Source organism: Bacillus cereus group sp. Bce041, from assembly GCF_052646455.1.
This window is the reverse complement of sequence record NZ_JBQXON010000004.1, coordinates 286,553-310,957: the sequence shown is the minus strand read 5'-3', so window position 1 is coordinate 310,957 and position 24,405 is coordinate 286,553. Positions and strand designations below refer to the sequence as shown.

Below are 24,405 nucleotides of genomic sequence, written 5' to 3'. Positions count from 1 at the left end.
AATAAATCATTCGATTTATGAAGCGATAGCTTTTTTATATCGAAAACAAATTGCGTCACTTTTAGAAAATATAGGACGTATGGGCACAGTTAAGATTGTAAGTGGGAATAGCAATAAGACAAGTTTTGAATAAGATATTAAGAAAGGAGATGTTGATGAATAATGGCTAGATATAGTTTGCACGGAGGACACAATAGTATTGTTCAAGGTGCTAATTTCGGGAATCGGAAAGAACACGTTCTAGATAGGCAAGTTAAAGATGCCGTGGCGGCTAAGTTAAGAGCCCTAGGACACACGGTTTATGACGATACGGACGAGGTAGGGGCAACTCAATCACAAAATTTAAATAATATCATTCGGAATAGCAATTCCCATGCTGTGGATTTAGTTATTTCTTTTCATCTTAATGCAAGTGATGGAAATGGACAGGGTGTTGAGGTTTTATATTATGATCAGAAAGATTTGGCGGCTAAAATCTCAGCTCAACTAGCAAAAGATATTGGATGGCGTGATCGAGGTGCGAAACAACGTACAGATTTAGCAGTATTAAATGGAACGAAGGCACCGGCTATTCTTATTGAATTAGGGTTTATTGATAATGAATCCGACATGGCAAAATGGAATGTTGATAAAATCGCTAATTCTATTGTATTTGCTCTTACAGGACAAACTGGAGGAGGTGCAGCGAATTTGCTCAAAGTAAAAACTGGTGGTGTAGCATTTAGTAATTTACAAGCTTTGGCTCAAGCTATGGTTGATGCGGGTATTGATGGACAAATTGTCGTTCAAAAAGATGGCATTGGTTATGCTATAACGAATGGTTATCCGTCCGGGAATATTGATAAATTTACAGCTTGGTTAGATGCACGTAAATGGTACTATGAGTACGTGAGATAAAACGAAAATTGGTTTGATTAAAAACTAAAAATTGTCTTATTTTTAGTTAACAAGTATATTAAGTAACTATAAAAATATGGACAATGTATATGTAAATTAGTACACAAAACCACCTGTCAGAAAGGTGGTTTTATTTATCAAGCTATTTGCGGGAAGTAAAATTCTCACCTCAAAATTCGGATGAAGCTAAGAAATTAAGTGGGAATTTCACTGCTCGTAGCCTCCTACTAATTATAGTTTCACTTTATATAGTTTAGAGCTTTGTAAATCTTTACTTGTTAAACCTGTAATAATATTTTGTTTTCTCAATACATAAGCCGAATTTTAAATTATTACCCAATAATATACTACCTCTCATACTATTTATTAGTTGATAATAGCAAAAAAACAAGCTTTGAATATAATAATGAAAAAGGAGATGTTAAATAATGGGTTATATTGTAGATATTTCGAAATGGAATGGCGACATTAACTGGGATATCGCAGCACCACAATTGGATTTCGTAATTGCACGTGTGCAAGATGGTTCAAACTATGTAGATCCTTTATATAAAAATTATGTACAAGCAATGAAAGCAAGGAATATTCCGTTTGGTAATTATGCGTTCTGTCGTTTCGTTTCAGTAGAGGATGCACGGATAGAAGCAAGAGACTTTTGGAACCGTGGTGATAAAAATGCAACAGTTTGGGTAGCTGACGTAGAAGTAAGAACAATGAACGATATGAGAGCGGGTGCACAAGCTTTTATTGATGAATTACGCAGATTAGGAGCTAAGAAGGCTGGTTTATATATTGCTCATCATATGTATGCTCCATTTGGAATGGCAAATGTCAATTCTGATTTTGTATGGATTCCTCGTTATGGTGGTAACAAACCGGCGTATTCATGTGATATTTGGCAATACACAGAAACAGGGAATGTGGCTGGTATCGGCAAGTGTGATTTAAATAAGCTGATTGGAAATAAGCCGTTAGCTTGGTTTACAAATCCAATTGTTGAGCCGATAAAAAAACAAGAAGGGGTTGGAATTATAGTGAATAAATATAACAAAGTAGTTACTTATGAATTTGGTGTAAATTTAGTTCCTGACATGATTCAAATGATGGATAAGCTTGGATATACTTCTAAAATAATATCTCGTGGAGATAACCAAGGGCTTGTGTATTTCGAAACAGATTATCGTCAAGGGAACGAACTGGACAAAGCAACTGCTTGGTTAGATACGAAAGGAATTAAATATTTTTATACAAAAGAGTAGTTTGCTAAATAAAAAGCCGTCATGTGACGTTTTTTTATTTTTATGTAATCTTTTAACTCTACTTATAATATGGAGAAAATAGACTAATAAACAAGCCTTTGTATACTTTTAAACATAGAATATGATGAATTCTATTAAGGAGGAAGCAGATTCATGGGGAATACTTGTCATTGTGGGCATTCCCAAAATTGTAATACATTTTGGGATAATTTAATGTTTGGGAGATGTAGATGTAAACGCAATGATTTTCACGAATGTTGTTGCAAAGAGAAACCGAAATGTGAATGTGAAAAATGTCATTGTAAAACAAAACCGAAATGCCATTGTATTCATGAAGAGGAAGGGTATTAATAATAAAAAAGAGTACGATACGTACTCTTTTTTTGGGTGATTATATTCCATCTTGAACAGATTTCTTTACAATTACCCATGTGTCTTTCTTTTTAACCGTTATAGCTACATTAGTTCCATTAGATTCCTTATAAAAGATATATCCATTGTTTGAGTTTACATATGTTACTGGTTCGCCTATGCAATCTCGCGAGCAGGATTTGTTGACCAGTTCAATTAGGGATAGTTCACTTGGATCGGTTTTGCTTGCTTCTATAACAGCATCAAGGCTTGTTTTTCGATAACCTTGCAAGTTTATATGAAAAAGCTGCTCTATTTCTCCTGTAATGCTAGTGTTCATTACTTCTACTGAATTCTTTTTTTCTTGAAGAAAGCCGTTTTCATAAAGTAATTTTGTATAGCCAATCCATGCTATTAACACTAGCATGAAAAACATACCCGTCATTTTAAGTATTCGAAGTCGTTTGCTTATAATTGTTTCTGAGTATTTCATTCACTCTAATCCTCCAATGTTTTTAATTTAAAATATGCTTGGATACATACTTTTAGAAGAGGATGAAAGTTAATGAGTTTTCAATAAAAAAGAAAACATCCAGAGTTAGATGCTTTCTTTTTTTGTATTTTTGGCTATCTGTTCGTTACTTGTTTCATAAGTGGTCTTATTTCTTTAACTGGTGGTTTCTTATCATAGTCATCAACGTAAGAAAAGTAGTAGTTTAAGTTTCTTAGAAGACCTTTTCCTATTTTTGCACTTAAGAAAGGAAATACTTGTCCGGTATAATCATCGAGAGATTTACAGTAATATTTTTCATCTAAATATATACTGTATTTACATGTTAGTTCTACTAAAGGATTCCCTTCATCATCAAATACTTCTTTAGAATCAATAATATCTATTAGTGCAAATTTTTCATTTAAGTAAACTTTCTTTTTTTTCTCTTGTTTATTTGTAAGTATAAAAACGAGACCAATTGCGTTAATCAAACTATTTCCTCCTATAAAAAACGGATATTAATAAAATATATCGATATAAGCTAAATGTAAAGAGGAGAGGTGAAATATCATGGAGAGAAAACTAAATAAGCCGATTTATGTTTGGAAACCGACTTATTTTTATCAAGTATTACTTAGTAGTAATACCTACTCTGATTAAAGTTTCACTTTATTGAAATACTTGCGGGAATTGTTTTACGATTGCGTTTGTTATCATGTCGGCCATTTCCAATGCTTCTTTTTCAATTTTATCGTAAAGTTTTACTCCTGCTTCATAATCTTTATTTAGGAAGGCAAGTGCTTCTGCTTTCGTTAGTGCTAAATGTTCATAAAACATTTTTCTAAATTCTTCTTTATCTATATATGGGTTGATACTGTTAAGAAATTCAATAATTTCATCACCATTAGCGTACCATTTTTTCTCTATAGCGGCCGCTGCATTTTGATTACCAGCTTTTGCGGCTTTAACAAGATCCGCTGCAATTACTAAGTGATCTTTAATTAATGCACTATATTTTTTCACTGCATCCTCACCGTAAAATGGTTCAAGTGATAGTCCCATATGTGTTGCGTTTTGTAGAAGTCGTCCAACAGTAACGTTAACATCTGGTAAATTAAAGACTATACTTATAATAGCCAATCTCGTCCAAGCGACGTGTTGTTCCCATAAAGAACGCATATACCCTTTTAAAAAATTCTCATTTTTACTAATTCGGTAGTTCCGTACGGATAAATCATAGTTTACATAAGGGTTATGGTAGGGGGAGTAATACGATTGCCAATAAGAATACATAAATAGTAACACTCCTTTGAACATGTATAACTCAAAGTATGATGAAGATTTATTTTTAGTTACGTGTCCTAGATTATTTTTAGGGAATTTGAAATGGAGAAATTCAATGAATGATGTTGTGGTATATATGAATAAATTGAATATAAAGTAAAAGAGGGTCTGCAAGGGAAGTTGCAGACCCTCAAAAGGGTATTGCCGAGATGTCGGACTCGACTACGTAATGTTATCATAAAATTCTTTTGAAAAAACCTGGTAAATGTGTCCAAATAAAATTAGGACCTTCATACAGTCAAAGGGACCTGCTTCCCGCGGCAGGCCCCAATAACTAGATAATGTCGATGAGCAAAAAACTCATCTGGAGTACTTTTATAGTAACAAGTAAAATGTCTTTTGTGTATTGAGAAAGAAGAATTGCATAATTATATGTGAACAATTTAACTCCCAACAATTCATGATAATCATGAATTGTTGGGAGTTAAATATGGTTATAAAATGGAGAAAAGACTTGGAAGTGAGATCGAGGTACACAGAAGTATGTAATCATGAAAAAGACCTGCTAATATAAGCAGGTCAACTTAAGGGGTTTATCCAACAGATTATTATATATGGTAACAACTGAATTGTAGTAAGTCTATACATTTAATATTGAGAAAAATTTTGTGAATGATATATTTTTTGCGCATATATTAACGTCTAAAAAGTTGAGAAAGAAAATTAAAAAGCTTTTTATAAGAGAATAATGGCTGATACTTATAGTATGATTCATATTTCCACGCATCATTATTAGAGAATTGGAGTTTTTGTGTTTTCGTTTTCGCCGTGATGGAACTCATATTACGATGCTTCATATAGTAACCTCCTGAATTTATATGTATACGATTAGTAGTATTCAAGAAAGGGAAATAAAATGAACGTTTAAATTGAAACTCTTTCTTCTTGTGTACTGGATTTATATTATAAATGTTGTAAAACATATAAAATAATGATGCTAGTTAGTATTAAATAGGTGGAGAAACATAGAATAATGAAAAAACAATAAGCATCTAATCATCCCTTTCAAGTCGCATAAGTGATTGATATAATAGAAGTAGATGAAAGATAAAGAAAAGCAGGTGACTCTTTTTTGTTTACTAAAGCACAAGAACTTTTAGCGTCCTACTTTGGTTATTCTTCGTTTCGAAGAGGACAAGATGAAACAATTAAAAACGTATTAGATGGGAAAGATACGGTTTGTATTATGCCAACGGGTGGCGGTAAGTCGATTTGTTATCAAATTCCGGCATTAGTATTTGAAGGAACGACGTTGGTTATATCACCTTTAATATCACTTATGAAGGATCAAGTAGATACATTGGTACAGAATGGCATTTCAGCTACATATATTAATAGTTCTATTTCTATTGCTGAAGCAAATCAGCGAATTCAATTAGCGAAACAAGGACATTACAAATTACTTTATGTCGCGCCTGAGCGTCTTGATTCGATGGAGTTTGTTGACCAACTTATCGATATGAAAATCCCTATGATTGCGATTGATGAAGCACACTGTATTTCACAGTGGGGACATGATTTTCGTCCAAGTTATTTACATATACATCGCATATTAAATTATCTTCCAGAAAAGCCGCTTGTATTAGCATTAACAGCAACAGCAACACCGCAAGTACGTGATGATATTTGTAATACACTTGAAATTAATCAAGAAAATACAATTATGACAACGTTTGAGCGTGAGAACTTATCGTTTTCTGTTATTAAAGGGCAAGATCGAAATGCATATTTGGCGGATTATATTCGTCAAAATCAAAAGGAATCTGGGATTATATATGCAGCTACTAGAAAAGTAGTCGATCAGTTATATGAAGATTTAATGAAGGCAGGAGTTTCTGTATCAAAATATCACGCTGGTATGAGTGATATTGATCGAAATGAGCAACAAGAACTCTTTTTACGAGATGAAGTAAGTGTAATGGTAGCAACATCTGCATTCGGGATGGGTATTGATAAATCGAATATTCGTTACGTAATTCATTATCAGCTTCCAAAAAATATGGAAAGTTACTATCAAGAAGCAGGACGTGCTGGTCGTGACGGATTAGATAGTACATGTATATTGTTATATTCTTCTCAAGATGTACAAGTACAGCGTTTTTTAATTGATCAATCAACTGGAGAATCACGTTTTTCAAATGAACTTGAAAAATTGCAAAATATGACCGATTACTGTCATACAGAACAATGTTTACAATCATTCATTTTGCAATACTTTGGAGAAGAACCGAAAGAAGATTGTGGACGCTGTGGTAATTGTACAGACAATCGCGAGAGCATCGATGTGACAAGGGAATCACAAATGGTTTTATCATGCATGATTAGAACGAACCAACGCTTTGGAAAGCAAATGATAGCGCAAGTATTAACTGGGTCGAAGAATAAGAAAGTTATTGAATTTAATTTTCATACTTTACCAACGTATGGGCTTTTATCGAACCGTAGTGTAAAAGAGGTCAGTGAGTTTATCGAGTTTTTAATTTCAGACGAGTTAATTGCAGTTGAACATGGCACTTATCCGACGTTAAAAGTAACTGAAAAAGGGAAAGAAGTATTACTTGGTAAAGAGAATGTTTTACGAAAAGAACGAGTAGAGACAAGACAAATTGTTCAAGACCATCCTTTATTTGAAGTGCTTCGTGAAGTACGTAAAGAAATTGCACAAGGAGAAGGTGTACCTCCGTTCGTTATTTTCTCTGACCAAACATTAAAAGATATGTGTGTGAAAATGCCGCAAAGTGATTCCGAATTGTTGACGGTAAAAGGTATCGGAGAACACAAACTTGTGAAATATGGTTCGCACTTCTTACAAGCAGTTCAGCATTTTATTGAAGAAAATCCAAATTATGCTGAAACGATTAAGACAGAAGTAGTTTCAGAGCGTAAAAAGTCAGGAAAAGCGTCCGCAAATTCTCATTTAGAAACGTATGAAATGTATAAACAAGGTATTGATTTGAATGAGATTGCAAAAGAACGTAACTTATCAAGACAAACAATCGAAAACCATTTAATTCGCTGCTACGAGGATGGAATGGAAGTAGAGTGGCAAAGTTTTGTTCCATCAGAGTATGAATCTCTTATTGAAACTGCCGTTCAAAATGCAGAGGGTGGTCTGAAATCTATTAAAGAACAGCTTCCGAATGAAGTGAGTTACTTTATGATTCGTGCTTATTTACAAATAAGAAAGTAGAGACATATAAAGGGGATAAGAATTTATGTATCATGTTTTCGTTTATGGCACGTTAAGAAGAGGACAAACGAATGCTCATTATATGTTAGGTGCAACATGCATTGCAGACAGAGCTTGGACATATGGAAAATTATTTGATACGAACGAAGGATATCCGGCCATGACTTATTCGATTGAAGAAAAGGTGTATGGAGAAGTTTATGTAGTAAATGATGAGATATTGTGTAAGTTAGATGAATTAGAAGAATATACAGGTAATGCGGAGACTGATTTATATGATCGAATCACGCAAAAAGTATATGTTGCTGATAGGAAAATAGAGGCATATGTGTATATCGCTCAAGATAAAAAGATGATATTGAAAGTTATTGATTCTGGTGACTGGGTGGAGTATCAAAAAGAAAAATAAGAGTAGCTAAAGAGTAGATAGTGGAATAATCCATTATCTATTTTTTATACTTTCACTTTCAAAATTCTTATTATTTTGATAAATTGTAAATGTAGGGAAATCAAAAGGAGGATTTTTCATGGGGATTAGAAATTTAGTTTCTCACCTGTAACAGAAAAATAATTTGCAGGAGGAGAATAATAATGAACGAATTAAATGTAAAAGAATTTTATAAAAAACAATTTGAACTAATGAGCTATGATATAAATAATGAAAATTGGTTACAGGAAGTTGCTAAAGAAGTGCAAGAACAAGTTGGATATCCAATTCAGACGATGTTAGAACTAGGAGCTGGAAATGGCGGATTTGCAAGGGCGATGTCTAATTTGAATGTAAAAATGACTACTGTTGAGCTTGTACCGGAGTTAGCTATGTTTGCAAAAGAACATTCTACTAATGACATTGAGGTTCATTGCGCCGATTTTTATAAAATTAACTTTAAAGAAAAGTTTGATGTTGTTATTTATTTAGACGGATTTGGTGTAGGAACAGATGAGGAACAATTATTTTTATTAAAGCGTATAAATAACTGGTTGAAAGATGATGGATGTGCACTTATTGATATTTATCAACCGTTATATTGGGAAAAAGCCAATGGACAAGAAATGCCGATAGGTTCTGCAATACGAAAGTATGAATATGATAGTGAAAATGCAAGAATGCTAGACCATTGGTGGGAAATAGATTCTTCAAATGATATCGTGACACAATCTTTACGCTGCTATGCTGTAGATGAGATTAGTAATTTATGTGCCGAGGCTCATTTAAGTATAGTTGGGATTTTCCCAGGAGGAGCGTATGATTTTGAAGCTGGGAAATATGAAGAGCAATCATCTTTAAATGAATGTTTATCATATCGAGTAAAAGTGAAAAAGAGTAGGGATTAAATCCTTACTCTTTTTACTTTTATTGTGTGAATAATTATCGTTCTCTTTTTATTCTTATAGTTCTTAGTACGATTCCAATTCCGAGAAATAAAACAGTAGCAGCGACCCCGCTAATAGGATTTAACCAAAAATCACTACTGTTTGTAAGGGTAATAATCCCTGTTAGGGTAACTAAAACAGTAGGAACAGCATCCTCAATCGCATGCATGATAACGCATGGCCAGACGGATTTTGTAAGTCTATATATTTCAACATACATAATTGACCAACAAACCATAAGGATACAGCCAGATAGAAGCATATTTAATCTTGAGATAGATTCAAAATATTCATTTGAAGAGCCTCCTTTACTTTTATTTATCCTACTATTTATGGGCAGTAAAACGCCCATTGATTAAATTCTTTAATTTTTACAATGTTTTTTAATAGATAAATTAAATAGGAGACAAATAGAAAGTAGTATCTTTTGCATGCATCATTATACTATATGTGTATTTGTGTGATTTAGATGTTGCATATTCTTTTTAAATTAGAAAGATGAAAAGTAAGTTTTTTCGGAAAATTTAAATAGAAACTATTGACTTTATGATTGGATTTTTAATACAATGATACTTCGACTGAAAAATTAGAACGGACAGGAGGGAATCGTCGAAATGAGCAACATATTTGAAGATGAGTTACAAAAAATGAAGGATACTTTACATACGATGGATGAGCAATTGGATAAGCTTGAAAAAATCCCAGTTTATTATGGAGAAGATTTTAAAGAGCAAATTCTTGAAAGTATGAGGGAGTCTAATAGACAAAACTTACGTATTGGTGTGCAAGAGCCGTACTTTGGAAGATTAGATTTTCAGGAAGATGGAAAAGAAGAAGTTATGCCGATTTATATCGGAAAAGTAGGGGTTTCGGATATGGACACGATGAAGCCAATCATTATCGATTGGCGGGCACCTGTCGCAAGTATGTTTTATTCATTTACCGGTGGAGACGAATTAGCATTTTATCAATCACCAGATGGGTTAGTAGAAGGTGATGTGTATTTAAAACGAAACATTTCCATTCGAAAAAGAGAACTTGAACGTGTTGTTGATACATATGTAAAAGGAAATGAAGATGTATCGCATGCCGATGATTTTCTTCTATATCGATTAGGTGAGAATAAAGATAATAAGCTAAAGGATATTGTTTCAACGATTCAATCGGAACAAAATGATATTATTCGAGCGGAAAGAAATTTACCATTACTTATTCAAGGGGTTGCAGGGAGTGGAAAGACAACAATTGCTTTACATCGCCTTGCTTTTTTAATTTATGAATATCGTGAACAACTAGAAGCAGAAAGAATGATCGTATTTGCGCCGAATAGTCTGTTTTTAGACTATATTTCGAGTGTACTTCCTGAATTAGGTGTAGGGAATATTAATCAAACAACGTTTCCTGATTGGGCATTACGTACGTTAGATGATTCAGTGAAACTAAAGCAGACAGAAGAAAAATTGAAAGAAGCATTTTCAATTAATCGTGATGAAAAGAAGGTAATGCTAGGTAAATTAAAAGGTACGTTGGAATTTAAGACGTTTATTGAAGAGAGAATGATCCAATTTGAAAATGAGTTAGTTCCGACAAAAGATTTTGAGGCGTGGGATAGAGCGATTATTCCAGTAGAAGATATTAAAAAATGGATGCAAGTTGAATATAAACATTATCCTTTACAGAAAAGAAGAGAACGATTAGTAGGACGAATGAAGCGCTGGATTGAAATTGAGCTTAAAAAATTCGGGGAAACAAACGAGAAAAAATTACTAAAAAAAGAAGCGACTAAGAGACTGAACGCATATATGAAGTTTTGGCCGAAAATGAGTGCTCTTTCACTGTATAGTTCAATAGTAAAAAGTAAAGAAATACTTGAGGCATTACCTGAAGAACTTGTTAAAGAAACAGAAAAGAGTTGTCGTAAAAAAGAAGTGTATGTAGAAGATTTACCAGCTTTAATATACATACATCATCGTATAACAGGGATTGAAATCGGGCAGAAGTTTCATCACGTTGTTATTGATGAAGCGCAAGATTTTTCGCCTTTCCAAGTTTATGTATTAAAAGAAATTACATTAGGTAATTCTTTCACTATATTAGGTGATTTATCGCAAGCGATTTATGATTACCAAGGAATTGAAGATTGGAATGCTTTTAAGGAAGTATTCCAAGAAACCGGTTATTATGAATTGACAAGAAGTTATCGTTCTACAAAAGAAATTATTGAATTTGCAAATGAAATAATTAAAAATGCAGAAATCCCAGTAGGACTCGCAACACCAGTCTTCCGCAGTGGAGAAGATGTGAAAGTAATTCATGCAGAAAATCAATTTACTGAAATTGTGAAGACGGTAAAACATTTGCAAAATGCAGATGTGAAAACAATTGCGGTAATCGGAAGAACAGAAGATGAATGCCGTGATATATATGTGAAATTAACAAATGCAGGATTAACGGTCAACGTAATTGAAGCAAACCAAAGTAAATATGAAGGTGGTATATCAGTAGTACCTGTCTATTTAGCGAAAGGTTTAGAATTTGATGCGGTGCTTTTAATTGATGTGGATGAAGAACATTACAAAAACACAAAACATGATGCAAAATTACTATATGTCGGATGTACGAGATCACTTCATGACTTATGGATTTTCTATAGTGGGGAAGCGTCACCTTTAATTAAAGGATTAAAATAAAGTAAAACTATAATCAGTGGGGAGTTTTACTGCAAGCTAATGTGGGATAAATATAAAAAGAGGATTTTCTAGTACTGTATGAAAATCCTCTTTTTTATATTGAAATAGTAGACGAATTAATGACTTGAGCTGTTGTTTAAATGATATACGATGCTTTTTTCTAATTCCTTAGTTTGTTCTTTTTCCCATATACGAACAGCATCTACTGGAATTTGTGTATGTTTTAACCAATCTAGAATTAAGTGTAGTTGTTCTTGTATTTGACCAATGTTTTGCTCCTTTATGTTCTTATTCTGAATTCTATTAGTTAATTGAAGCATATAGGGAAGTTTTTCTATACATTCGCTTAAATCTCCGCAATAACCTGAAGGGAATTCATGTGTACCAAATTTTAAAGTATTGATGTAATTAGAAACTAGGTATATCATGGCTTCTTGTTCGGTATCACCACCTAATTCAATCGCTTTTCGAAGGGATTTTTCTAAATCGTCTTCTTTATTGCTAGAGTCCATATAAATTCCTATCCATCTAAAAGGCCTTGAATCAAATGGGGTGTTTTCTGTCCATCTATATAGAATGTCAATTAGAAAACTATTTAGTGAGAAAGTTAACACCTCATCTTTTTCGTTTGATGCATCTAAAATAGTAAACAGTGAAATGGCAAACTCCTCTTGATCTTTTGATTCCCATTTCTTTGCATTTGTAATAAATGTCTCTAAATGTTTATAAGCTAATTTTCGAAGTCCCGCTTCGCGATGCTGACAGTAACAAATAAAATCATGCCAATGCTCAGTTGTATTCATATGTATAATAATAGTTTGTAATGCAGTGAGAGGTTTATCCATTATAAGTCCCCAATCTATTAAGCACGTGTTGAAAATTTAGTGTTATTATATCATTACATAAATTAAAGTGGGAAGAATTTAAGATGGATTTTATTGGTCACGGGATCCAATCGATTGGTAATGAAGCAGTTCTAACAGGACTCATTATAGACTTTGAAGATGAAACGTAAAAAAAGTTATTGTGTTTATCTGGATATTAAGGTAATGCAATATTGTATTTATTTAATTTTTAGAAAACATAGACTACAACATTAATAAATGGTATAATTTCCTTGTTATTGGAATTAAAATGAAAATATTAGAAGAAAAAGGATAGGGTTGGTTTTAATGGGGGATTCTGATCACAAAGAAACAAAGGCAATATTAAAGTTATGGTTTATTTATATACCACTTGCATTTGGAGAGTTTGTCTTTTCGAATATCATAGATTATTTAAAAAAATAAAGATTTTGCATTTGAAAAACAATTAACCTAATTTAATTGTTTTTTTATTTTTCTCTAATAAACCAAATAAAAATAGAGATTTTGAACAAGATGAAGTTTATGAAGGAAATAACGTTGATTAGGTGCTGAAAACAGTGTGAAATCAACAGTGCCTAAAGAATAAAACAGGAATCATTCAACCATGGTAATTTGCCGTTTTATTAGCTTCCTATAGTGATATGTTATGGTCACATCATATGTGTACGATACTTGTAACTTAATATAGCATTACTAGAACTTCAAAATTAGTAGTTAAGGTGCTACCTTTTAGAGTGCTATAGATATATAACTTAGCTAAAAAAGCAAAAATCATATAATTTGCGCTTTTTATTATCCGTTTTTTGGTAAATGATTATAGTTTTTGTCACATTAATACTGTACGATACATAGTATAAAACACATACTGTATGACATATAGTAATGGAAATGAGGTGAGTGAATGGATACTTTATTAAACTCGTTAATTACTGAGTTAAGAAGAGGGACATTAACGTTAGCTGTTTTAAGTCAATTAAGAACGCCGCAGTACGGATATTCACTTGTCCAGTTATTGGAGCAATCAGGGATTACAATTGATCAAAGTACTTTATATCCACTACTTCGCCGATTAGAAAAGCAGGAGTTAGTGACGAGTAGTTGGGATAAAACAGAGAGTAGACCTCGTAAGTATTATGTTTTAAGTGAATATGGATTAGAGATATTTTTACAATTGAAAAAGCAGTGGGTAAAGGATTCGAAAGAACTTTATAACTTATTAAAGGAGGAGGACGAAAATGAGTTTGATTGATATGTATGTCCATGAAGTTGCGAAGAGATTGCCTGAACAAAATCGTGAAGATATTACACTTGAACTACGGTCAACAATAGAGGATATGTTACCAGACGATTATAATGAGGAAGATGTGAAGAGTATACTCGAAAAATTGGGAAGTCCAGTTTCATTGGCTAATGGGTACTTGGATAGACCAATGCATTTAATTGGACCACGTTATTTTGATGTATATACGACGCTATTAAAAATGATTATACCACTTGCAGCTGTTATTGCGCTCATTCCAATGGTTGCAGAAAATTTTATAGGCTATAATGGTGATCAAGCGGTATTAAATGTTATTTTACAATTGATAGGTAAAGGTATAGGGGAAATTTTTGAAGTGGGTCTCCATGTATTTTTCTGGTTAACACTTGTATTTGCTATTTTAGAAAGAACTGATAAAGAAAAGGATCCACACCCATTAACAACAAGCTTAAAAAAATGGACACCAGATGACTTGAAAAATGTTTCGTATATCCCGAAGAAAAAGGCGATTTCAAAGTTTGAAGTTTTTGGAGGTTTAATGTGGACAGCAATATGGGCTACACTTTACTTTTATGCGAATCATCTTGTAGGCGTATATCATGGTACAGAAAACGGATTGAAGTTTGTCGCGCCAACGTTTAATCAAGATGTTTTGCTTCAATACTGGCCCCTAATTTTGGTTATGATCGTTTTCGAAGTAGCTATATCACTTTATAAGTTAGTACAGGGACAATGGACGAAAAGGTTGGCAATTGGAAATGCTATTCTTCAAGTAGTCGGAACAATCATATTCATTGTAATTGTAGTAAATCCACATTTATTAAACGCAGGATTTATTACGTATTTGGCAAATGCATTTACTATTTCCCCAGAGGAGTTTAAAACGTGGCTCATTGGGGGAGGAATTTTCTTCTACATGTTATCTGCTGCAATAAATATACTTGATGGTTTCCGAAAAGCTAGTATTCGTATGTAGATAAAAATCGGAAATTTCGATAAAATAAAACTATTGAAAAGATAGTGAAATAAGATGAACATGATGAAAGGAAGAAAATAATGATAAGGGAAGCAACGAAAAGAGATTTAGCATACATTTTAGATATTTATAACGATGCGATACTTTATACAACAGCTGTATATGCGTATAAACCTGTAACCCTTGAAAATAGAATAGATTGGTATGAACAAAAAAAGGCTGAAGGGTATCCAATTTTCGTATATGAATTAGATAATAAAGTAGTAGGATTTGCGACATTCGGCCCATTTAGAGCGTGGCCTGCTTATAAATATTCAGTTGAACATTCTGTGTATGTAGATAAGGCATATAGAAAAAATGGCATTGGGTCTTCATTAATGAAAGAATTAATCAAAATTGCGAAGGAAAGAGAGTATATGACCTTAATTGCTGGAATTGATGCAGAGAATGAGAAAAGTATTGCCTTGCATCAAAACTATGGATTTATTCATGCAGGAACAATAAAAAAAGCTGGTTATAAGTTTAATAAATGGCTAGATTTAGCTTTTTATCAGCTGGAACTTAACGGTCCTGAAAATCCTATAGAAGAATAAATATTTTTCGGTAGCAAGAAAAAATTCATGCTACCTTTTTCTTATTTAAATAGCTGATATGAGCTGCCGAAAAGTTTTTTTATATTCGATATTGAATTTATTGGTATAATAGGAATGTTTAACGAATTTCCGCTTCTTTATGTGATGGGGGGAAAAGATTTACCGAATCGACGTGAAAATAAAGAGGTAGATGAAGCTTTTGCAGCAGTTTTAAAGTACATATACAAAGAATATAGTGAAAGCATGCTAGGAGTGAGCGATTGAAAAGAAACTTAAAGACTTCAACAATCATTATTTTAATTTTAACGATTATTGCTCTTGAAGTTGGAATCGCACTATATGATCACAATTTGTCATTAGATACAATTTACTTTGCAGCGATCCTTATTTGTATTGTATTGCTTTTTGGCACACGTGTTTCTGGAGAGAAAGAAAGTACATCGCAACGAGGAAGAAGAAAAACAGCTCTTATATTTTGGCCATCTATTTTATTGTCTATCGTTTGTTTTGCGGTTATAAGTTACATAAGGGTAGGATATGTCTCTGTACCAGGTATAATTGGCTTTTCATGCTTTGTTACATATGGTGGATTCGTATGCATTAGTATTTTAAAGAGAAAAAATAAAATGTAGATTACTAAGCTGAAAGGAAGCAATATAAATGAAACATATAAAGAACGGTACACGTACTGAAGGAGAATATATTAAAAATAAAGTTATTCAATATAATATGTCCATCTTAACAGATGAGGCAAGACAGACGATGGAAGAAGTACGCCTCGTAGTAAAAAATGAAGAAGGAAAAATTTTTGGTGGCGTAACAGGTACGATGTATTTTTATCACCTTCATATCGACTTTTTATGGGTTGATGAATCAGTTCGTCATGACGGTTATGGCAGCCAACTTTTACATGAAATTGAAGGGATTGCGAAGGAGAAAGGGTGTAGATTAATATTGCTAGATTCATTTAGTTTTCAAGCACCAGAATTTTATAAAAAGCACGGTTACAGGGAGTATGGTGTCGTTGAAGATCATCCGAAAGGTCATAGTCAGCACTTTTTTGAAAAGAGATTATAATAATATTATGTATACTGTTTGATAGGAGAAAGAATATGTACACGTATAAATTGCAACAAGAACAACCAATCTGTGCAGAAAAAATAAAAAAACTTTATGATTCTGTCGGTTGGTGGCCAGAAAGAAAAGAAGTCGATATTGAAAAAATGTTAAAGAATAGCATAGCCATTGGAGTATGGGAAGAAAATGAATTAGTTGGATTTGCTAGAGTCGTTTCTGATGGTATTTTTCGAGCATACATTGAAGATGTTGTCGTACATGAGAGTGTAAGAAATAAAGGTATTGGAGAGAAGATGCTTACAATGTTACTCGAGGAAATATCTCATATTCATATTGTTAGTCTATTTTGCGGAGAGAAGCTAATAAAGTTTTACGGTGAGCAGCAATTTCAAGCAACGAAGCAAATTGTGATGCATCGTAATCAAACAGGGAAAGAATAAGAGGTGCCAATTAAAATGAATGCAACAAGAGCGTACTGTTTATCGAAAAGAAAAGCGACAGAAGATTCTCCAGATGGTTGGAGTGCAACATGTATGAGGCTTAATAATAAAATATTTGCGATAGTAAATCATGAAGAAGGCGAAAAAGCTACGATTACATTGAAGTGTGATCCAGAAGTCGCATTAAGAATAAGAGAAGATTATCCAGAAACCATTATTCCAGGGTATCATATGAATAAAAAACATTGGAATACTGTTTATATTCATAAGGATATAGAGCAGGAGCAAATTAATAAAATGATTGATTGGTCGTATGATTTAGTACTACAATCATTTTCAAAGAAAAAGCAGCAGGAGTTAATAGATTAATATGTATTAGGAGTGTGTGTAATGAAAGATTCTATTAAAGATACGTATGATAAATTAGCGAGTACATATAAAGAAAATCTAGATTTCGCAAATCCATATAACAGTTATTATGAAAGACCGGCGATGATGGAGCTTATTCCAAAGGAACTAGAAGGAAAAAAGATACTAGATGCTGGATGTGCAGCTGGATGGTATACTTCTCAATTCATAAAAAGAGGAGCAAATGTTACAGCAATTGATGTAAGTCCTGAAATGGTAAAAGCAGCAAAAGAAAATATAGGAGAAGAAGCAACGTTCCTTTGTCATGATCTGCAAGAAACATTGCCATTTAAAGATAATACATATGATGTGATTGTAAGTTCATTAACTCTTCATTATATAGAAAATTGGAATCAAGTATTTCAAGAATTTCGTCGTGTATTGAAGCCAGGTGGAGAACTTATATATTCTATTCATCATCCTTTTATGGATTTCACAAAGTTTCCATGTGAAAATTATTTTGAAAAACAGTTATTAATAGATACTTGGGTTAAACCGAATATTACTATTGAAGTCAAGTTTTTTAGAAGATCATTACAAGACATACTAAATGAAACTACAAATTATTTTGTATTAGAAGAGATAGTAGAACCGAAGGCAATTGAAAAAATGAAAGAAGTAGACGAAAAATCATATTATTATCTAAATACGAATCCACATTTTCTTATCATTAAAGCAACTAATAAATAGCTAGTAAAATAACTTTGTTTTACTAGCTATTTACAGTTTTACATTACATATTAGGGGACTTTAAAATGAATACGAAACGAAATAGAGTAGTATATGCACTATTTACTATAGTTATTATTATTTTAGGTCTTAGCTCAAGAAAGTTTTCTTTTGCACTACCACATCTATTAAATGATTACTTAGGCGATGCTTTATGGGCATTAATGATTTTCACTGGCTTTGGATTTTTGTTTCCTAAAACAGAGACGAAGAAGTTGGCTTTTATTAGTTTAATGTTTTGCTACGGGATTGAAGCGAGCCAATTGTATCATGCGGAATGGATAGATAGCATGCGTGCAACGACTTTGGGCGGACTCGTGTTGGGATACGGTTTTTTGTGGAGTGATTTAGTGGCCTATACAATTGGTGTTGGAGTGGGAGTACTGTGTGAGGTTATTTTTCGGAAGACATAAGAATTGTAAAAGGGGTATTTGTAAATGGAACAAGCACTGGAAATTGCAAAGTTTTGGTTTCAAAATGAACATGTCACAGCTACTGTAATTCAACAAAAAGTAGCGAAGGTTATATGCAAGAATAAAGAGTATATTTTAAAGAAAACAGGATCAATAAAGCAACTTCTAGTTGAATTCGATGTTTTGAAGCAACTGTATGAAAAGGGAATTAAAGTACAGAGAGTAGTAAAGACAGAAAATGATGAACAATATGTATTATATAAAGAAAAATATTATTGCTTATATGAGTATGTTGCCGGAAGTGTTTTAGAAATAAAAGATACGAATAAGCTGGAAAGGCTAGCAAGTACAATTGGAGAAGAAATAGCTAATCTGCACAAAGCATTACATTCGGTGAATAGTGACCATGAGTTAATAAAAAGAGATTTATATAGGATGGCATTTGAATGGGCTATACCGATTTTAGAAAAGAATGAGTATGTTCATCGACAGGTAATTCAAAAGATGGAGCGAATGCACGCAGCTTTCAAGGAAACGGTCCATCCATTACCGAGACAAATTATTCATCGTGATATGCATCTATCAAATGTAATCTTTAAAGATGATAAACTGGAAGGGTTTATAGATTTTGAGATTTTAGAAAATAATGTAAAAATATTTGATTTATGTTATTGCTGTACAAGTATATTAAGCGAGCTATTTAGTGATGAAAGATTAAGAGGGAAATGGTTACATATCGTTAGCAAAGTCTTTGAAGGTTATTATAAACAAAATGATTTAACGAAAGAAGAACTAAAAGCTATTTGGTATGTTATGCTTTCAATTCAAATTATCTTTATTGCTTATTTTGTCCAGTTACCAGATTTATTAAAGTTAAATGAAGAAATGTTCTTCTGGATTTTCGCTAATAAGGAAACTATTGAAGAAGTTATAGAAGGTATCGTAAAGGTATGAAAAAAATAATATTAATTGGTTCTGGTGGTTCAGGAAAATCTACATTAGCAAGGCAGTTAGGAAATAAATTAAATATTAAGGTGCATCATCTTGATGCATTATTTTGGAAACCGAATTGGGAAGGTGTTCCGAGAGAAGAACAAATAACAGTTCAAAATAACTTAATTAAAGATGAGAAATGGATTATTGATGGGAATTATGGCGGGACGATGGGTATAAGACTGAATGCAGCTGATACAATTATCTTCCTTGATATTCATAGAACAATTTGTATTTATCGTGCTTTTAAAAGAATTGTAAAATACCAGAATAAAACAAGACCAGATATGGGCGCGGGATGTGAAGAAAGATTTGATTTGCAATTTTTTAAATGGATATGGGAATATCCTAATGCTAAACGACCTACAATTTTAAAAGGGTTAGAGCAATTGCCGGAAGAGAAAAAGGTTATTGTTTTAAAATCTCCAAATGAGGTTCGGAAATTTTTAGAGCACATATAATTATAGAATGTAACACAAAAATTCTTTGTGAATCTTACCGATTAGTTTAATAAAACTAATCGTTTTTTATTATGAAAAATTTAACGCTTTTTGAAAATTCTATTTTGTAATGAGTATATGACTTTAAGTTCATATAAAATGAACGTTTGGAGGAATAGAAAATGACTAACGATTTAATTCAACTAATCAATTCATTAATGGTCAATATTCCAGCTGGAGAGGTAGTATTAAGAGATGATCGAATAAAAAAAGAATGGCTAGTACAAATTCAACCATTTCTTCTTGCAAAGTATGCTGTAACAATGGAACTATATGATGCTATTACAAATAGTACATTAAATAATTTTGATGAAAATCATAAACCAGTTGTCAATATTTCATGGAACGATGCCATTTCGTTTTGTAATGTACTTTCAAAAAAAGCGGGATTAAAAGAATATTATTCTATTAGTGATGGTGGTCAAATTGTGAAATGTAATTTAGGTTCAAATGGCTACCGATTACCATCTGAGGCGGAGTGGCAATATGCATGTAAAGCAAGTACAACCGGATATACATACGGAAAACTTCATGATATAGCGTGGTATAATGAAAATTCAAATGGAGAGATTCATGACGTTGGCCAAAAAGAACCGAATGCATGGGGACTTTATGATATGCTAGGGAACGTTTGGGAATGGTGTTATGATTTGTATGATGAAACAGTGTACGGATCATACCGTATTTTTCGTGGTGGTAGTTGGGCTGAAACAGCGAGAGGGTGCGGCGCTACTTGTCGTCGTCGAAGCCATCCTACATTTCATATAGATGATCTCGGTTTTAGACTCGCTAGGTCAATTTAGTAGGAACATGATACGAACAGCTAGGAAAAGAGTATGGAGAGAATCCGTACTCTTGCCAACATAGAAATGATTTAACGTAAGGAGTGTTTATTATGGCGCGTGTTTTATTTATTAATGCTGGATCAGAAGGACATATAAATCCAACTTTACAAGTTGTAGATGAATTGATTTCTCGTGGTGAAGAGGTCGTTTATTTTTCAATAGAAGCTTTCAGGGAGCGGATTGAGAAGACAGGTGCTACTGTACGAACGATTGATGATCAAAAATTTATAAAAGCGTTTCTATCTGGAGGCAGAAATTATTTACAGGAAAGAATAAATGGCCTTCTACATACAGCGGATATTGTAATACCTAGCGTTTTAGAACAAATTGAAGGTGAACATTTTGATTACATAATTCATGATTCTATGTTTGGCTGTGGCCATTTAATTGCTCAAATCCTTAAACTTCCAGCCATAAATTCATGCACATCTTTTGCGCAGGATGAAAAATCTTTTGAGCAAATGTTAGGTCATCTATCAAAAAATATCCCAGTAGAAATTTATGATAAAATACAGAATGATTTTCAAAACTTAACGAAGGGAATTGCTGAAAAATATGGTGTTGAAATAAAATCATCGTATGAAGTTTTCTGTAATCCTGCACCCCTTACTATTGTATATACAATTAAGGAGTTCCAGCCTTTTGGTGATACGTTTGATGAAATATATAAATTTGTAGGACCATCTATCTCTGCACAAATGAAAAACAGAGACGTTGATTTTACTTCAATTGAAGAAAAAAGTCCGATTTATATTTCATTAGGTACTGTTTTTAATGAAGCGATTGACTTTTATAAACTGTGTATGAAGGCCTTTGAGAATAGTGAGCATACAATTGTTATGTCTATTGGTAGTAAAACAAAAATAAGTGATCTAGGCGAAATTCCTAAAAACTTCATTGTGAAAAACTATGTACCCCAAACTGAGCTGCTTACATATACGAAACTATTTATTACACACGGCGGGATGAACAGTGCGCATGAAGGACTGTATAACGGGGTTCCGCTCGTTGTAATACCGCAAAGTGCAGATCAGCCAGTAGTCGCAAAGCAAGTGGAGAGTCTTGGAGCAGGAATAAAATTACAAATGCAAGGATTAACTGCGGATCAACTAAGTGAAAGTGTAGAAATGGTATTAAATAATCCGTCATTTAAAGAAGTTGCTTTGAATTTGAAGAAATCTTTCCAAAAATCAGATGGATATAAGGAAGCTGTTGATGAAATTTTTATATTTGTAGGTCAGTGAAAAAATGAAATTATACATTAGAAAAGCATCTAAATAGGATGCTTTTTATTTAACTTTATAATTCTTATTTTTAATATCTAGTATGGTTAAAACTAAGGCACTGAGAGATATAAGTATAAGAATAAAAGTTAACTAGTTAAATGTATTGTCAATTATGAAGTAAAGATGATAGATAAATATATTCAAATTTTATTTTAAAATGTTAGGACTTAGTTTTACATGTTAGTAATAATTTCACTGTTTCTGCACAACTTCTGCACATACTCAGGTAATTTCTATGTCATGATATATTCATAAAGTGAAATATTTCACAAGAAAAATATAATTTCACTGCGGTGTATGCATAATTAACACATACATCGGTACAAGTTTGTCTCTTGTTATTCTTTTACATCAAAGCCCACATTCCACTACAAAGTATAACAAGAAGGAGACATGAACATGAATAATCGATTTTTAAAACAACTACAAAATATGAAAATGAACAAAAAAAGTTTAGGAGCTGTAGCATTAACAGCTGGAATTATTAGTACGACACTTATTCCTCAAAATGCTTATGCGCACGGTTTTGTTGAAAAGCCTGGTAGCCGATCTGCTTTATGTAGTCCAACTTATGGTGCGCTAAATGTAAACTGTGGAAGTGTTATGTATGAACCACAAAGTTTAGAAGCTCCAAAAGGGTTCCCACAAGGTGGTCCAGTAGATGGACAAATTGCTTCAGCAGGCGGAAAATTTGGTGGTATTTTAGATCAACAAACAGCAAATCGTTGGTTTAAAAATACAATCACTGGTGGGGAAAATACATTTACTTGGAAGTATACTGCGCCTCACTTAACGAGTAAGTGGCATTACTATATTACTAAAAAAGGATGGAATCCAAATAAAGCGCTAACAAGAGCAGATTTTGAACCAATTGGAACAGTACAACATGATGGTTCTGCAGCTTCAAATAATTTAACTCATAAAATCAATGTACCTACTGATCGTAGTGGATATCATGTGATTTTAGCAGTATGGGATGTAGCTGATACAGCAAATGCATTCTATAATGTAATTGATGTTAATCTTATTAATGATGTGAAACCAGACATAGAAGCGCCAAGTATTCCAAATGGACTTCAGACGCAAAAAGTAACAGCGAATAGTGTAGAACTAACATGGAACGCTTCTACGGATAATGTAGGGGTAAAAGGATATCAAATCTTCCGTAACGGAGAGATGATTGATACAGTACTAGGCACTCATTTTATTGATAAGAAATTACAACCAAGTACAGAATACTCTTATACTGTAAAAGCAATTGATGCAGCTGGCAATGTATCGAAAGAAAGTGCAGCGCTTACAGTAAAAACGACAGTTGAGACTCCTGATACAGAAGCACCAACACAACCAAAAGGATTACATAGTATGGGAACAACAGCGTCAAGTGTGGATTTAATGTGGAGTCCATCTGACGATAATATTGGTGTAGACCATTATGATATTTATAGAGAAACAGAAGGGGCAATGAACAAGATTGCAACATCCAATACAACTTCTTATTTGGATAAAAATCTGCTCGCTAATACTACTTATAAATATGTAGTAAAAGCTGTTGATGTAGCTGGAAATGAATCCGTACAGAGTGATATATTCACAATTACTACAAAAACCGAAAGCGCTTCATATGAAGCGTGGGATGCAAAAAAAGCATATAAAAAGGGAGATAGAGTTCTGCACGAAGGAAAAGTATATGAAGCAGTCCAGAGTTATCAAGGAAATGGTGATCCGAACTGGATTTATGCATTATCATTATGGAAAACAGTGTAAGCTTTACCTAGATATGAACTAAGAGATGATGGGCTTTGATTTCAAAAGAGAATCTTGAGAATTCACTTTTCTATTAATAAAAAAGGGTAGTGTATGAATACATAAGATTCATATACTACCCTTTTTATTATGATAACACTTTCGTCATAAGTATATGCGGAATGCCATCTTCCATAAATATATCAGAAGAAGTTTCATAACCTAATTTTTTATAAAATCCTTCAGCTTGTGTTTGCCCGTGTAGTTTCACTTTTGTAGCTTGTTCGTTACGAGCAATTTCTTCTAACGTTTGAATGATGACTTTACCTAATCCGTATGTACGATAATCTTTTAAAATGCAAATACGTTCTAATTTTCCGACGCCATCAACAAATCGTATACGCCCTGTACCTACAGGAAGCTCATGATAATAAACTAAAATATGTTTACATTGCTCTCCGATTTCATCGAATGTATCGAATTCATCTGTAAGAGGAACACCTTGTTCTTTTACAAATACTTCTTTTCGAATATGAAAGGCAGTTTCTAAATCAGTAAGTTCTGTTATAAGTTTGGATTGCAAAATGTTCAGTCCTTTCTAGTGTAATCAGCTTGTGTTTTCATAGTATATCATAATAATGCACTATAAAGAGAAGAACATACTAAAAAGCCAA

The 24,405-nt window shown here is 32.9% G+C and carries 27 protein-coding genes and 2 pseudogenes; 22 read left to right on the top strand and 7 right to left on the bottom strand.

What is annotated here, in order from left to right:
- The first annotated feature begins 162 nt into the window (after window positions 1–162).
- The 3 genes from ACUN13_RS15795 to ACUN13_RS15785 all read left to right on the top strand — a co-directional run bounded on the left by ACUN13_RS15795 (window position 163) and on the right by ACUN13_RS15785 (window position 2,547).
- Window positions 163–897, top strand: a complete 735-nt coding sequence (locus tag ACUN13_RS15795) for an N-acetylmuramoyl-L-alanine amidase (RefSeq protein WP_000135279.1) — start codon at window positions 163–165, stop codon at window positions 895–897.
- A gap of 428 nt (window positions 898–1,325) precedes the next feature.
- Window positions 1,326–2,156: a GH25 family lysozyme gene (locus tag ACUN13_RS15790; RefSeq protein ID WP_060852051.1), complete on the top strand. Its 831-nt coding sequence runs from the start codon at window positions 1,326–1,328 to the stop codon at window positions 2,154–2,156.
- A gap of 217 nt (window positions 2,157–2,373) precedes the next feature.
- Window positions 2,374–2,547 (top strand): hypothetical protein, encoded by a 174-nt coding sequence (locus ACUN13_RS15785; protein WP_000503000.1) that lies wholly within the window; start codon window positions 2,374–2,376, stop codon window positions 2,545–2,547.
- On the opposite strand, the gene ACUN13_RS15780 is transcribed toward ACUN13_RS15785, so the two are convergent.
- The 4 genes from ACUN13_RS15780 to ACUN13_RS15765 all read right to left on the bottom strand — a co-directional run bounded on the left by ACUN13_RS15780 (window position 2,548) and on the right by ACUN13_RS15765 (window position 5,141).
- Complete coding sequence (locus ACUN13_RS15780; RefSeq protein WP_000877572.1) at window positions 2,548–3,000, bottom strand: hypothetical protein; 453 nt, start codon at window positions 2,998–3,000, stop codon at window positions 2,548–2,550.
- A gap of 134 nt (window positions 3,001–3,134) precedes the next feature.
- Window positions 3,135–3,491, bottom strand: a complete 357-nt coding sequence (locus tag ACUN13_RS15775; protein WP_409532119.1) for a cytoplasmic protein — start codon at window positions 3,489–3,491, stop codon at window positions 3,135–3,137.
- A gap of 178 nt (window positions 3,492–3,669) precedes the next feature.
- Complete coding sequence (locus ACUN13_RS15770) at window positions 3,670–4,293, bottom strand: hypothetical protein (protein WP_000287728.1); 624 nt, start codon at window positions 4,291–4,293, stop codon at window positions 3,670–3,672.
- Window positions 4,294–4,979: 686 nt separating this feature from the next.
- Complete coding sequence (locus tag ACUN13_RS15765; RefSeq protein ID WP_000682743.1) at window positions 4,980–5,141, bottom strand: hypothetical protein; 162 nt, start codon at window positions 5,139–5,141, stop codon at window positions 4,980–4,982.
- A gap of 275 nt (window positions 5,142–5,416) precedes the next feature.
- Here ACUN13_RS15765 and recQ point away from each other — a divergent pair, with 275 nt between their 5' ends.
- The 3 genes from recQ to ACUN13_RS15750 all read left to right on the top strand — a co-directional run bounded on the left by recQ (window position 5,417) and on the right by ACUN13_RS15750 (window position 8,869).
- Window positions 5,417–7,534: a DNA helicase RecQ gene (recQ, locus tag ACUN13_RS15760; RefSeq protein ID WP_088345751.1), complete on the top strand. Its 2,118-nt coding sequence runs from the start codon at window positions 5,417–5,419 to the stop codon at window positions 7,532–7,534.
- Between the two features lie 25 nt (window positions 7,535–7,559).
- Window positions 7,560–7,943: a gamma-glutamylcyclotransferase family protein gene (locus ACUN13_RS15755; RefSeq protein WP_000274899.1), complete on the top strand. Its 384-nt coding sequence runs from the start codon at window positions 7,560–7,562 to the stop codon at window positions 7,941–7,943.
- A gap of 182 nt (window positions 7,944–8,125) precedes the next feature.
- Complete coding sequence (locus ACUN13_RS15750) at window positions 8,126–8,869, top strand: class I SAM-dependent methyltransferase (RefSeq protein ID WP_088023663.1); 744 nt, start codon at window positions 8,126–8,128, stop codon at window positions 8,867–8,869.
- 34 nt (window positions 8,870–8,903) lie between these two features.
- Here the strand turns inward: ACUN13_RS15750 and ACUN13_RS15745 are convergent.
- Window positions 8,904–9,203, bottom strand: a pseudogene (locus ACUN13_RS15745) (CPBP family intramembrane glutamate endopeptidase); the annotation flags it as partial.
- 319 nt (window positions 9,204–9,522) lie between these two features.
- Between ACUN13_RS15745 and ACUN13_RS15740 the strand changes: the two are divergent.
- Window positions 9,523–11,598, top strand: coding sequence for a HelD family protein (locus tag ACUN13_RS15740; protein WP_000065171.1), 2,076 nt, complete (start codon window positions 9,523–9,525; stop codon window positions 11,596–11,598).
- A 116-nt stretch (window positions 11,599–11,714) separates the two neighbouring features.
- Here ACUN13_RS15740 and ACUN13_RS15735 read toward each other — a convergent pair whose 3' ends face one another.
- Window positions 11,715–12,443 (bottom strand): hypothetical protein, encoded by a 729-nt coding sequence (locus tag ACUN13_RS15735; RefSeq protein WP_065224849.1) that lies wholly within the window; start codon window positions 12,441–12,443, stop codon window positions 11,715–11,717.
- Window positions 12,444–13,365: 922 nt separating this feature from the next.
- On the opposite strand from ACUN13_RS15735, the gene ACUN13_RS15730 reads away from it, so the two are divergent.
- The 15 genes and pseudogenes from ACUN13_RS15730 to ACUN13_RS15660 all read left to right on the top strand — a co-directional run bounded on the left by ACUN13_RS15730 (window position 13,366) and on the right by ACUN13_RS15660 (window position 23,752).
- Complete coding sequence (locus ACUN13_RS15730; protein WP_000380296.1) at window positions 13,366–13,713, top strand: PadR family transcriptional regulator; 348 nt, start codon at window positions 13,366–13,368, stop codon at window positions 13,711–13,713.
- Window positions 13,700–14,701, top strand: coding sequence for an HAAS signaling domain-containing protein (locus ACUN13_RS15725; RefSeq protein WP_409532115.1), 1,002 nt, complete (start codon window positions 13,700–13,702; stop codon window positions 14,699–14,701). Before ACUN13_RS15730 ends, ACUN13_RS15725 begins: the two co-directional genes overlap by 14 nt.
- Before the next feature lie 80 nt (window positions 14,702–14,781).
- Window positions 14,782–15,294 (top strand): GNAT family N-acetyltransferase, encoded by a 513-nt coding sequence (locus ACUN13_RS15720; protein WP_000617522.1) that lies wholly within the window; start codon window positions 14,782–14,784, stop codon window positions 15,292–15,294.
- Between the two features lie 99 nt (window positions 15,295–15,393).
- Window positions 15,394–15,558 (top strand): annotated as a pseudogene (locus tag ACUN13_RS15715) (serine hydrolase); the annotation flags it as partial.
- Window positions 15,555–15,926 (top strand): hypothetical protein, encoded by a 372-nt coding sequence (locus ACUN13_RS15710; protein WP_000827997.1) that lies wholly within the window; start codon window positions 15,555–15,557, stop codon window positions 15,924–15,926. The pseudogene ACUN13_RS15715 and the gene ACUN13_RS15710, both read left to right, overlap by 4 nt.
- A 28-nt stretch (window positions 15,927–15,954) precedes the next feature.
- The gene (locus ACUN13_RS15705) at window positions 15,955–16,371 is read left to right on the top strand and encodes a GNAT family N-acetyltransferase (protein WP_000680537.1); all 417 of its coding nucleotides are present in this window, start codon (window positions 15,955–15,957) and stop codon (window positions 16,369–16,371) included.
- Window positions 16,372–16,406: 35 nt separating this feature from the next.
- Window positions 16,407–16,811 carry a GNAT family N-acetyltransferase gene (locus ACUN13_RS15700; protein ID WP_060852057.1) on the top strand — a complete coding sequence of 135 codons (405 nt, stop codon included), beginning with the start codon at window positions 16,407–16,409 and terminating at the stop codon, window positions 16,809–16,811.
- A gap of 15 nt (window positions 16,812–16,826) precedes the next feature.
- Complete coding sequence (locus tag ACUN13_RS15695) at window positions 16,827–17,180, top strand: MmcQ/YjbR family DNA-binding protein (protein ID WP_000994627.1); 354 nt, start codon at window positions 16,827–16,829, stop codon at window positions 17,178–17,180.
- Between the two features lie 21 nt (window positions 17,181–17,201).
- The gene (locus ACUN13_RS15690) at window positions 17,202–17,909 is read left to right on the top strand and encodes a class I SAM-dependent methyltransferase (protein ID WP_000655262.1); all 708 of its coding nucleotides are present in this window, start codon (window positions 17,202–17,204) and stop codon (window positions 17,907–17,909) included.
- A gap of 65 nt (window positions 17,910–17,974) precedes the next feature.
- Window positions 17,975–18,361: a ribosomal maturation YjgA family protein gene (locus ACUN13_RS15685; RefSeq protein WP_001093456.1), complete on the top strand. Its 387-nt coding sequence runs from the start codon at window positions 17,975–17,977 to the stop codon at window positions 18,359–18,361.
- A gap of 24 nt (window positions 18,362–18,385) precedes the next feature.
- A complete protein-coding gene (locus tag ACUN13_RS15680; RefSeq protein ID WP_409532112.1) occupies window positions 18,386–19,315 on the top strand; it encodes a phosphotransferase enzyme family protein in 930 nt (309 codons plus the stop codon).
- A complete protein-coding gene (locus ACUN13_RS15675; protein WP_000720558.1) occupies window positions 19,312–19,815 on the top strand; it encodes a DNA topology modulation protein in 504 nt (167 codons plus the stop codon). The genes ACUN13_RS15680 and ACUN13_RS15675 overlap by 4 nt, the downstream gene beginning before the upstream one ends.
- 161 nt (window positions 19,816–19,976) lie before the next feature.
- The gene (locus ACUN13_RS15670) at window positions 19,977–20,657 is read left to right on the top strand and encodes a formylglycine-generating enzyme family protein (protein WP_000180354.1); all 681 of its coding nucleotides are present in this window, start codon (window positions 19,977–19,979) and stop codon (window positions 20,655–20,657) included.
- Window positions 20,658–20,749: 92 nt separating this feature from the next.
- Window positions 20,750–21,943: a macrolide family glycosyltransferase gene (locus ACUN13_RS15665; RefSeq protein ID WP_000124879.1), complete on the top strand. Its 1,194-nt coding sequence runs from the start codon at window positions 20,750–20,752 to the stop codon at window positions 21,941–21,943.
- Window positions 21,944–22,384: 441 nt separating this feature from the next.
- Window positions 22,385–23,752 (top strand): lytic polysaccharide monooxygenase, encoded by a 1,368-nt coding sequence (locus ACUN13_RS15660; RefSeq protein WP_001065147.1) that lies wholly within the window; start codon window positions 22,385–22,387, stop codon window positions 23,750–23,752.
- A gap of 127 nt (window positions 23,753–23,879) precedes the next feature.
- On the opposite strand, the gene ACUN13_RS15655 is transcribed toward ACUN13_RS15660, so the two are convergent.
- Complete coding sequence (locus tag ACUN13_RS15655; protein WP_001190883.1) at window positions 23,880–24,314, bottom strand: GNAT family N-acetyltransferase; 435 nt, start codon at window positions 24,312–24,314, stop codon at window positions 23,880–23,882.
- Window positions 24,315–24,405: the final 91 nt, after the last annotated feature.

What these genes read in the sequence shown, in the direction of transcription:
- ACUN13_RS15705 (WP_000680537.1), top strand. Translation starts at nt 15,955, where the DNA reads ATGAAACATATAAAGAACGGTACACGTACTGAAGGAGAATATATTAAA.
- ACUN13_RS15700 (WP_060852057.1), top strand. Translation starts at nt 16,407, where the DNA reads ATGTACACGTATAAATTGCAACAAGAACAACCAATCTGTGCAGAAAAA.
- ACUN13_RS15750 (WP_088023663.1), top strand. Translation starts at nt 8,126, where the DNA reads ATGAACGAATTAAATGTAAAAGAATTTTATAAAAAACAATTTGAACTA.
- ACUN13_RS15765 (WP_000682743.1), bottom strand. Translation starts at nt 5,141, where the DNA reads ATGAAGCATCGTAATATGAGTTCCATCACGGCGAAAACGAAAACACAA.
- ACUN13_RS15695 (WP_000994627.1), top strand. Translation starts at nt 16,827, where the DNA reads ATGAATGCAACAAGAGCGTACTGTTTATCGAAAAGAAAAGCGACAGAA.
- ACUN13_RS15735 (WP_065224849.1), bottom strand. Translation starts at nt 12,443, where the DNA reads ATGGATAAACCTCTCACTGCATTACAAACTATTATTATACATATGAAT.
- ACUN13_RS15755 (WP_000274899.1), top strand. Translation starts at nt 7,560, where the DNA reads ATGTATCATGTTTTCGTTTATGGCACGTTAAGAAGAGGACAAACGAAT.
- ACUN13_RS15740 (WP_000065171.1), top strand. Translation starts at nt 9,523, where the DNA reads ATGAGCAACATATTTGAAGATGAGTTACAAAAAATGAAGGATACTTTA.
- ACUN13_RS15680 (WP_409532112.1), top strand. Translation starts at nt 18,386, where the DNA reads ATGGAACAAGCACTGGAAATTGCAAAGTTTTGGTTTCAAAATGAACAT.
- ACUN13_RS15665 (WP_000124879.1), top strand. Translation starts at nt 20,750, where the DNA reads ATGGCGCGTGTTTTATTTATTAATGCTGGATCAGAAGGACATATAAAT.
- ACUN13_RS15795 (WP_000135279.1), top strand. Translation starts at nt 163, where the DNA reads ATGGCTAGATATAGTTTGCACGGAGGACACAATAGTATTGTTCAAGGT.
- ACUN13_RS15730 (WP_000380296.1), top strand. Translation starts at nt 13,366, where the DNA reads ATGGATACTTTATTAAACTCGTTAATTACTGAGTTAAGAAGAGGGACA.
- ACUN13_RS15685 (WP_001093456.1), top strand. Translation starts at nt 17,975, where the DNA reads ATGAATACGAAACGAAATAGAGTAGTATATGCACTATTTACTATAGTT.
- ACUN13_RS15770 (WP_000287728.1), bottom strand. Translation starts at nt 4,293, where the DNA reads ATGTATTCTTATTGGCAATCGTATTACTCCCCCTACCATAACCCTTAT.
- ACUN13_RS15670 (WP_000180354.1), top strand. Translation starts at nt 19,977, where the DNA reads ATGACTAACGATTTAATTCAACTAATCAATTCATTAATGGTCAATATT.
- ACUN13_RS15725 (WP_409532115.1), top strand. Translation starts at nt 13,700, where the DNA reads ATGAGTTTGATTGATATGTATGTCCATGAAGTTGCGAAGAGATTGCCT.
- ACUN13_RS15790 (WP_060852051.1), top strand. Translation starts at nt 1,326, where the DNA reads ATGGGTTATATTGTAGATATTTCGAAATGGAATGGCGACATTAACTGG.
- ACUN13_RS15675 (WP_000720558.1), top strand. Translation starts at nt 19,312, where the DNA reads ATGAAAAAAATAATATTAATTGGTTCTGGTGGTTCAGGAAAATCTACA.
- ACUN13_RS15690 (WP_000655262.1), top strand. Translation starts at nt 17,202, where the DNA reads ATGAAAGATTCTATTAAAGATACGTATGATAAATTAGCGAGTACATAT.
- ACUN13_RS15720 (WP_000617522.1), top strand. Translation starts at nt 14,782, where the DNA reads ATGATAAGGGAAGCAACGAAAAGAGATTTAGCATACATTTTAGATATT.
- ACUN13_RS15660 (WP_001065147.1), top strand. Translation starts at nt 22,385, where the DNA reads ATGAATAATCGATTTTTAAAACAACTACAAAATATGAAAATGAACAAA.
- ACUN13_RS15780 (WP_000877572.1), bottom strand. Translation starts at nt 3,000, where the DNA reads ATGAAATACTCAGAAACAATTATAAGCAAACGACTTCGAATACTTAAA.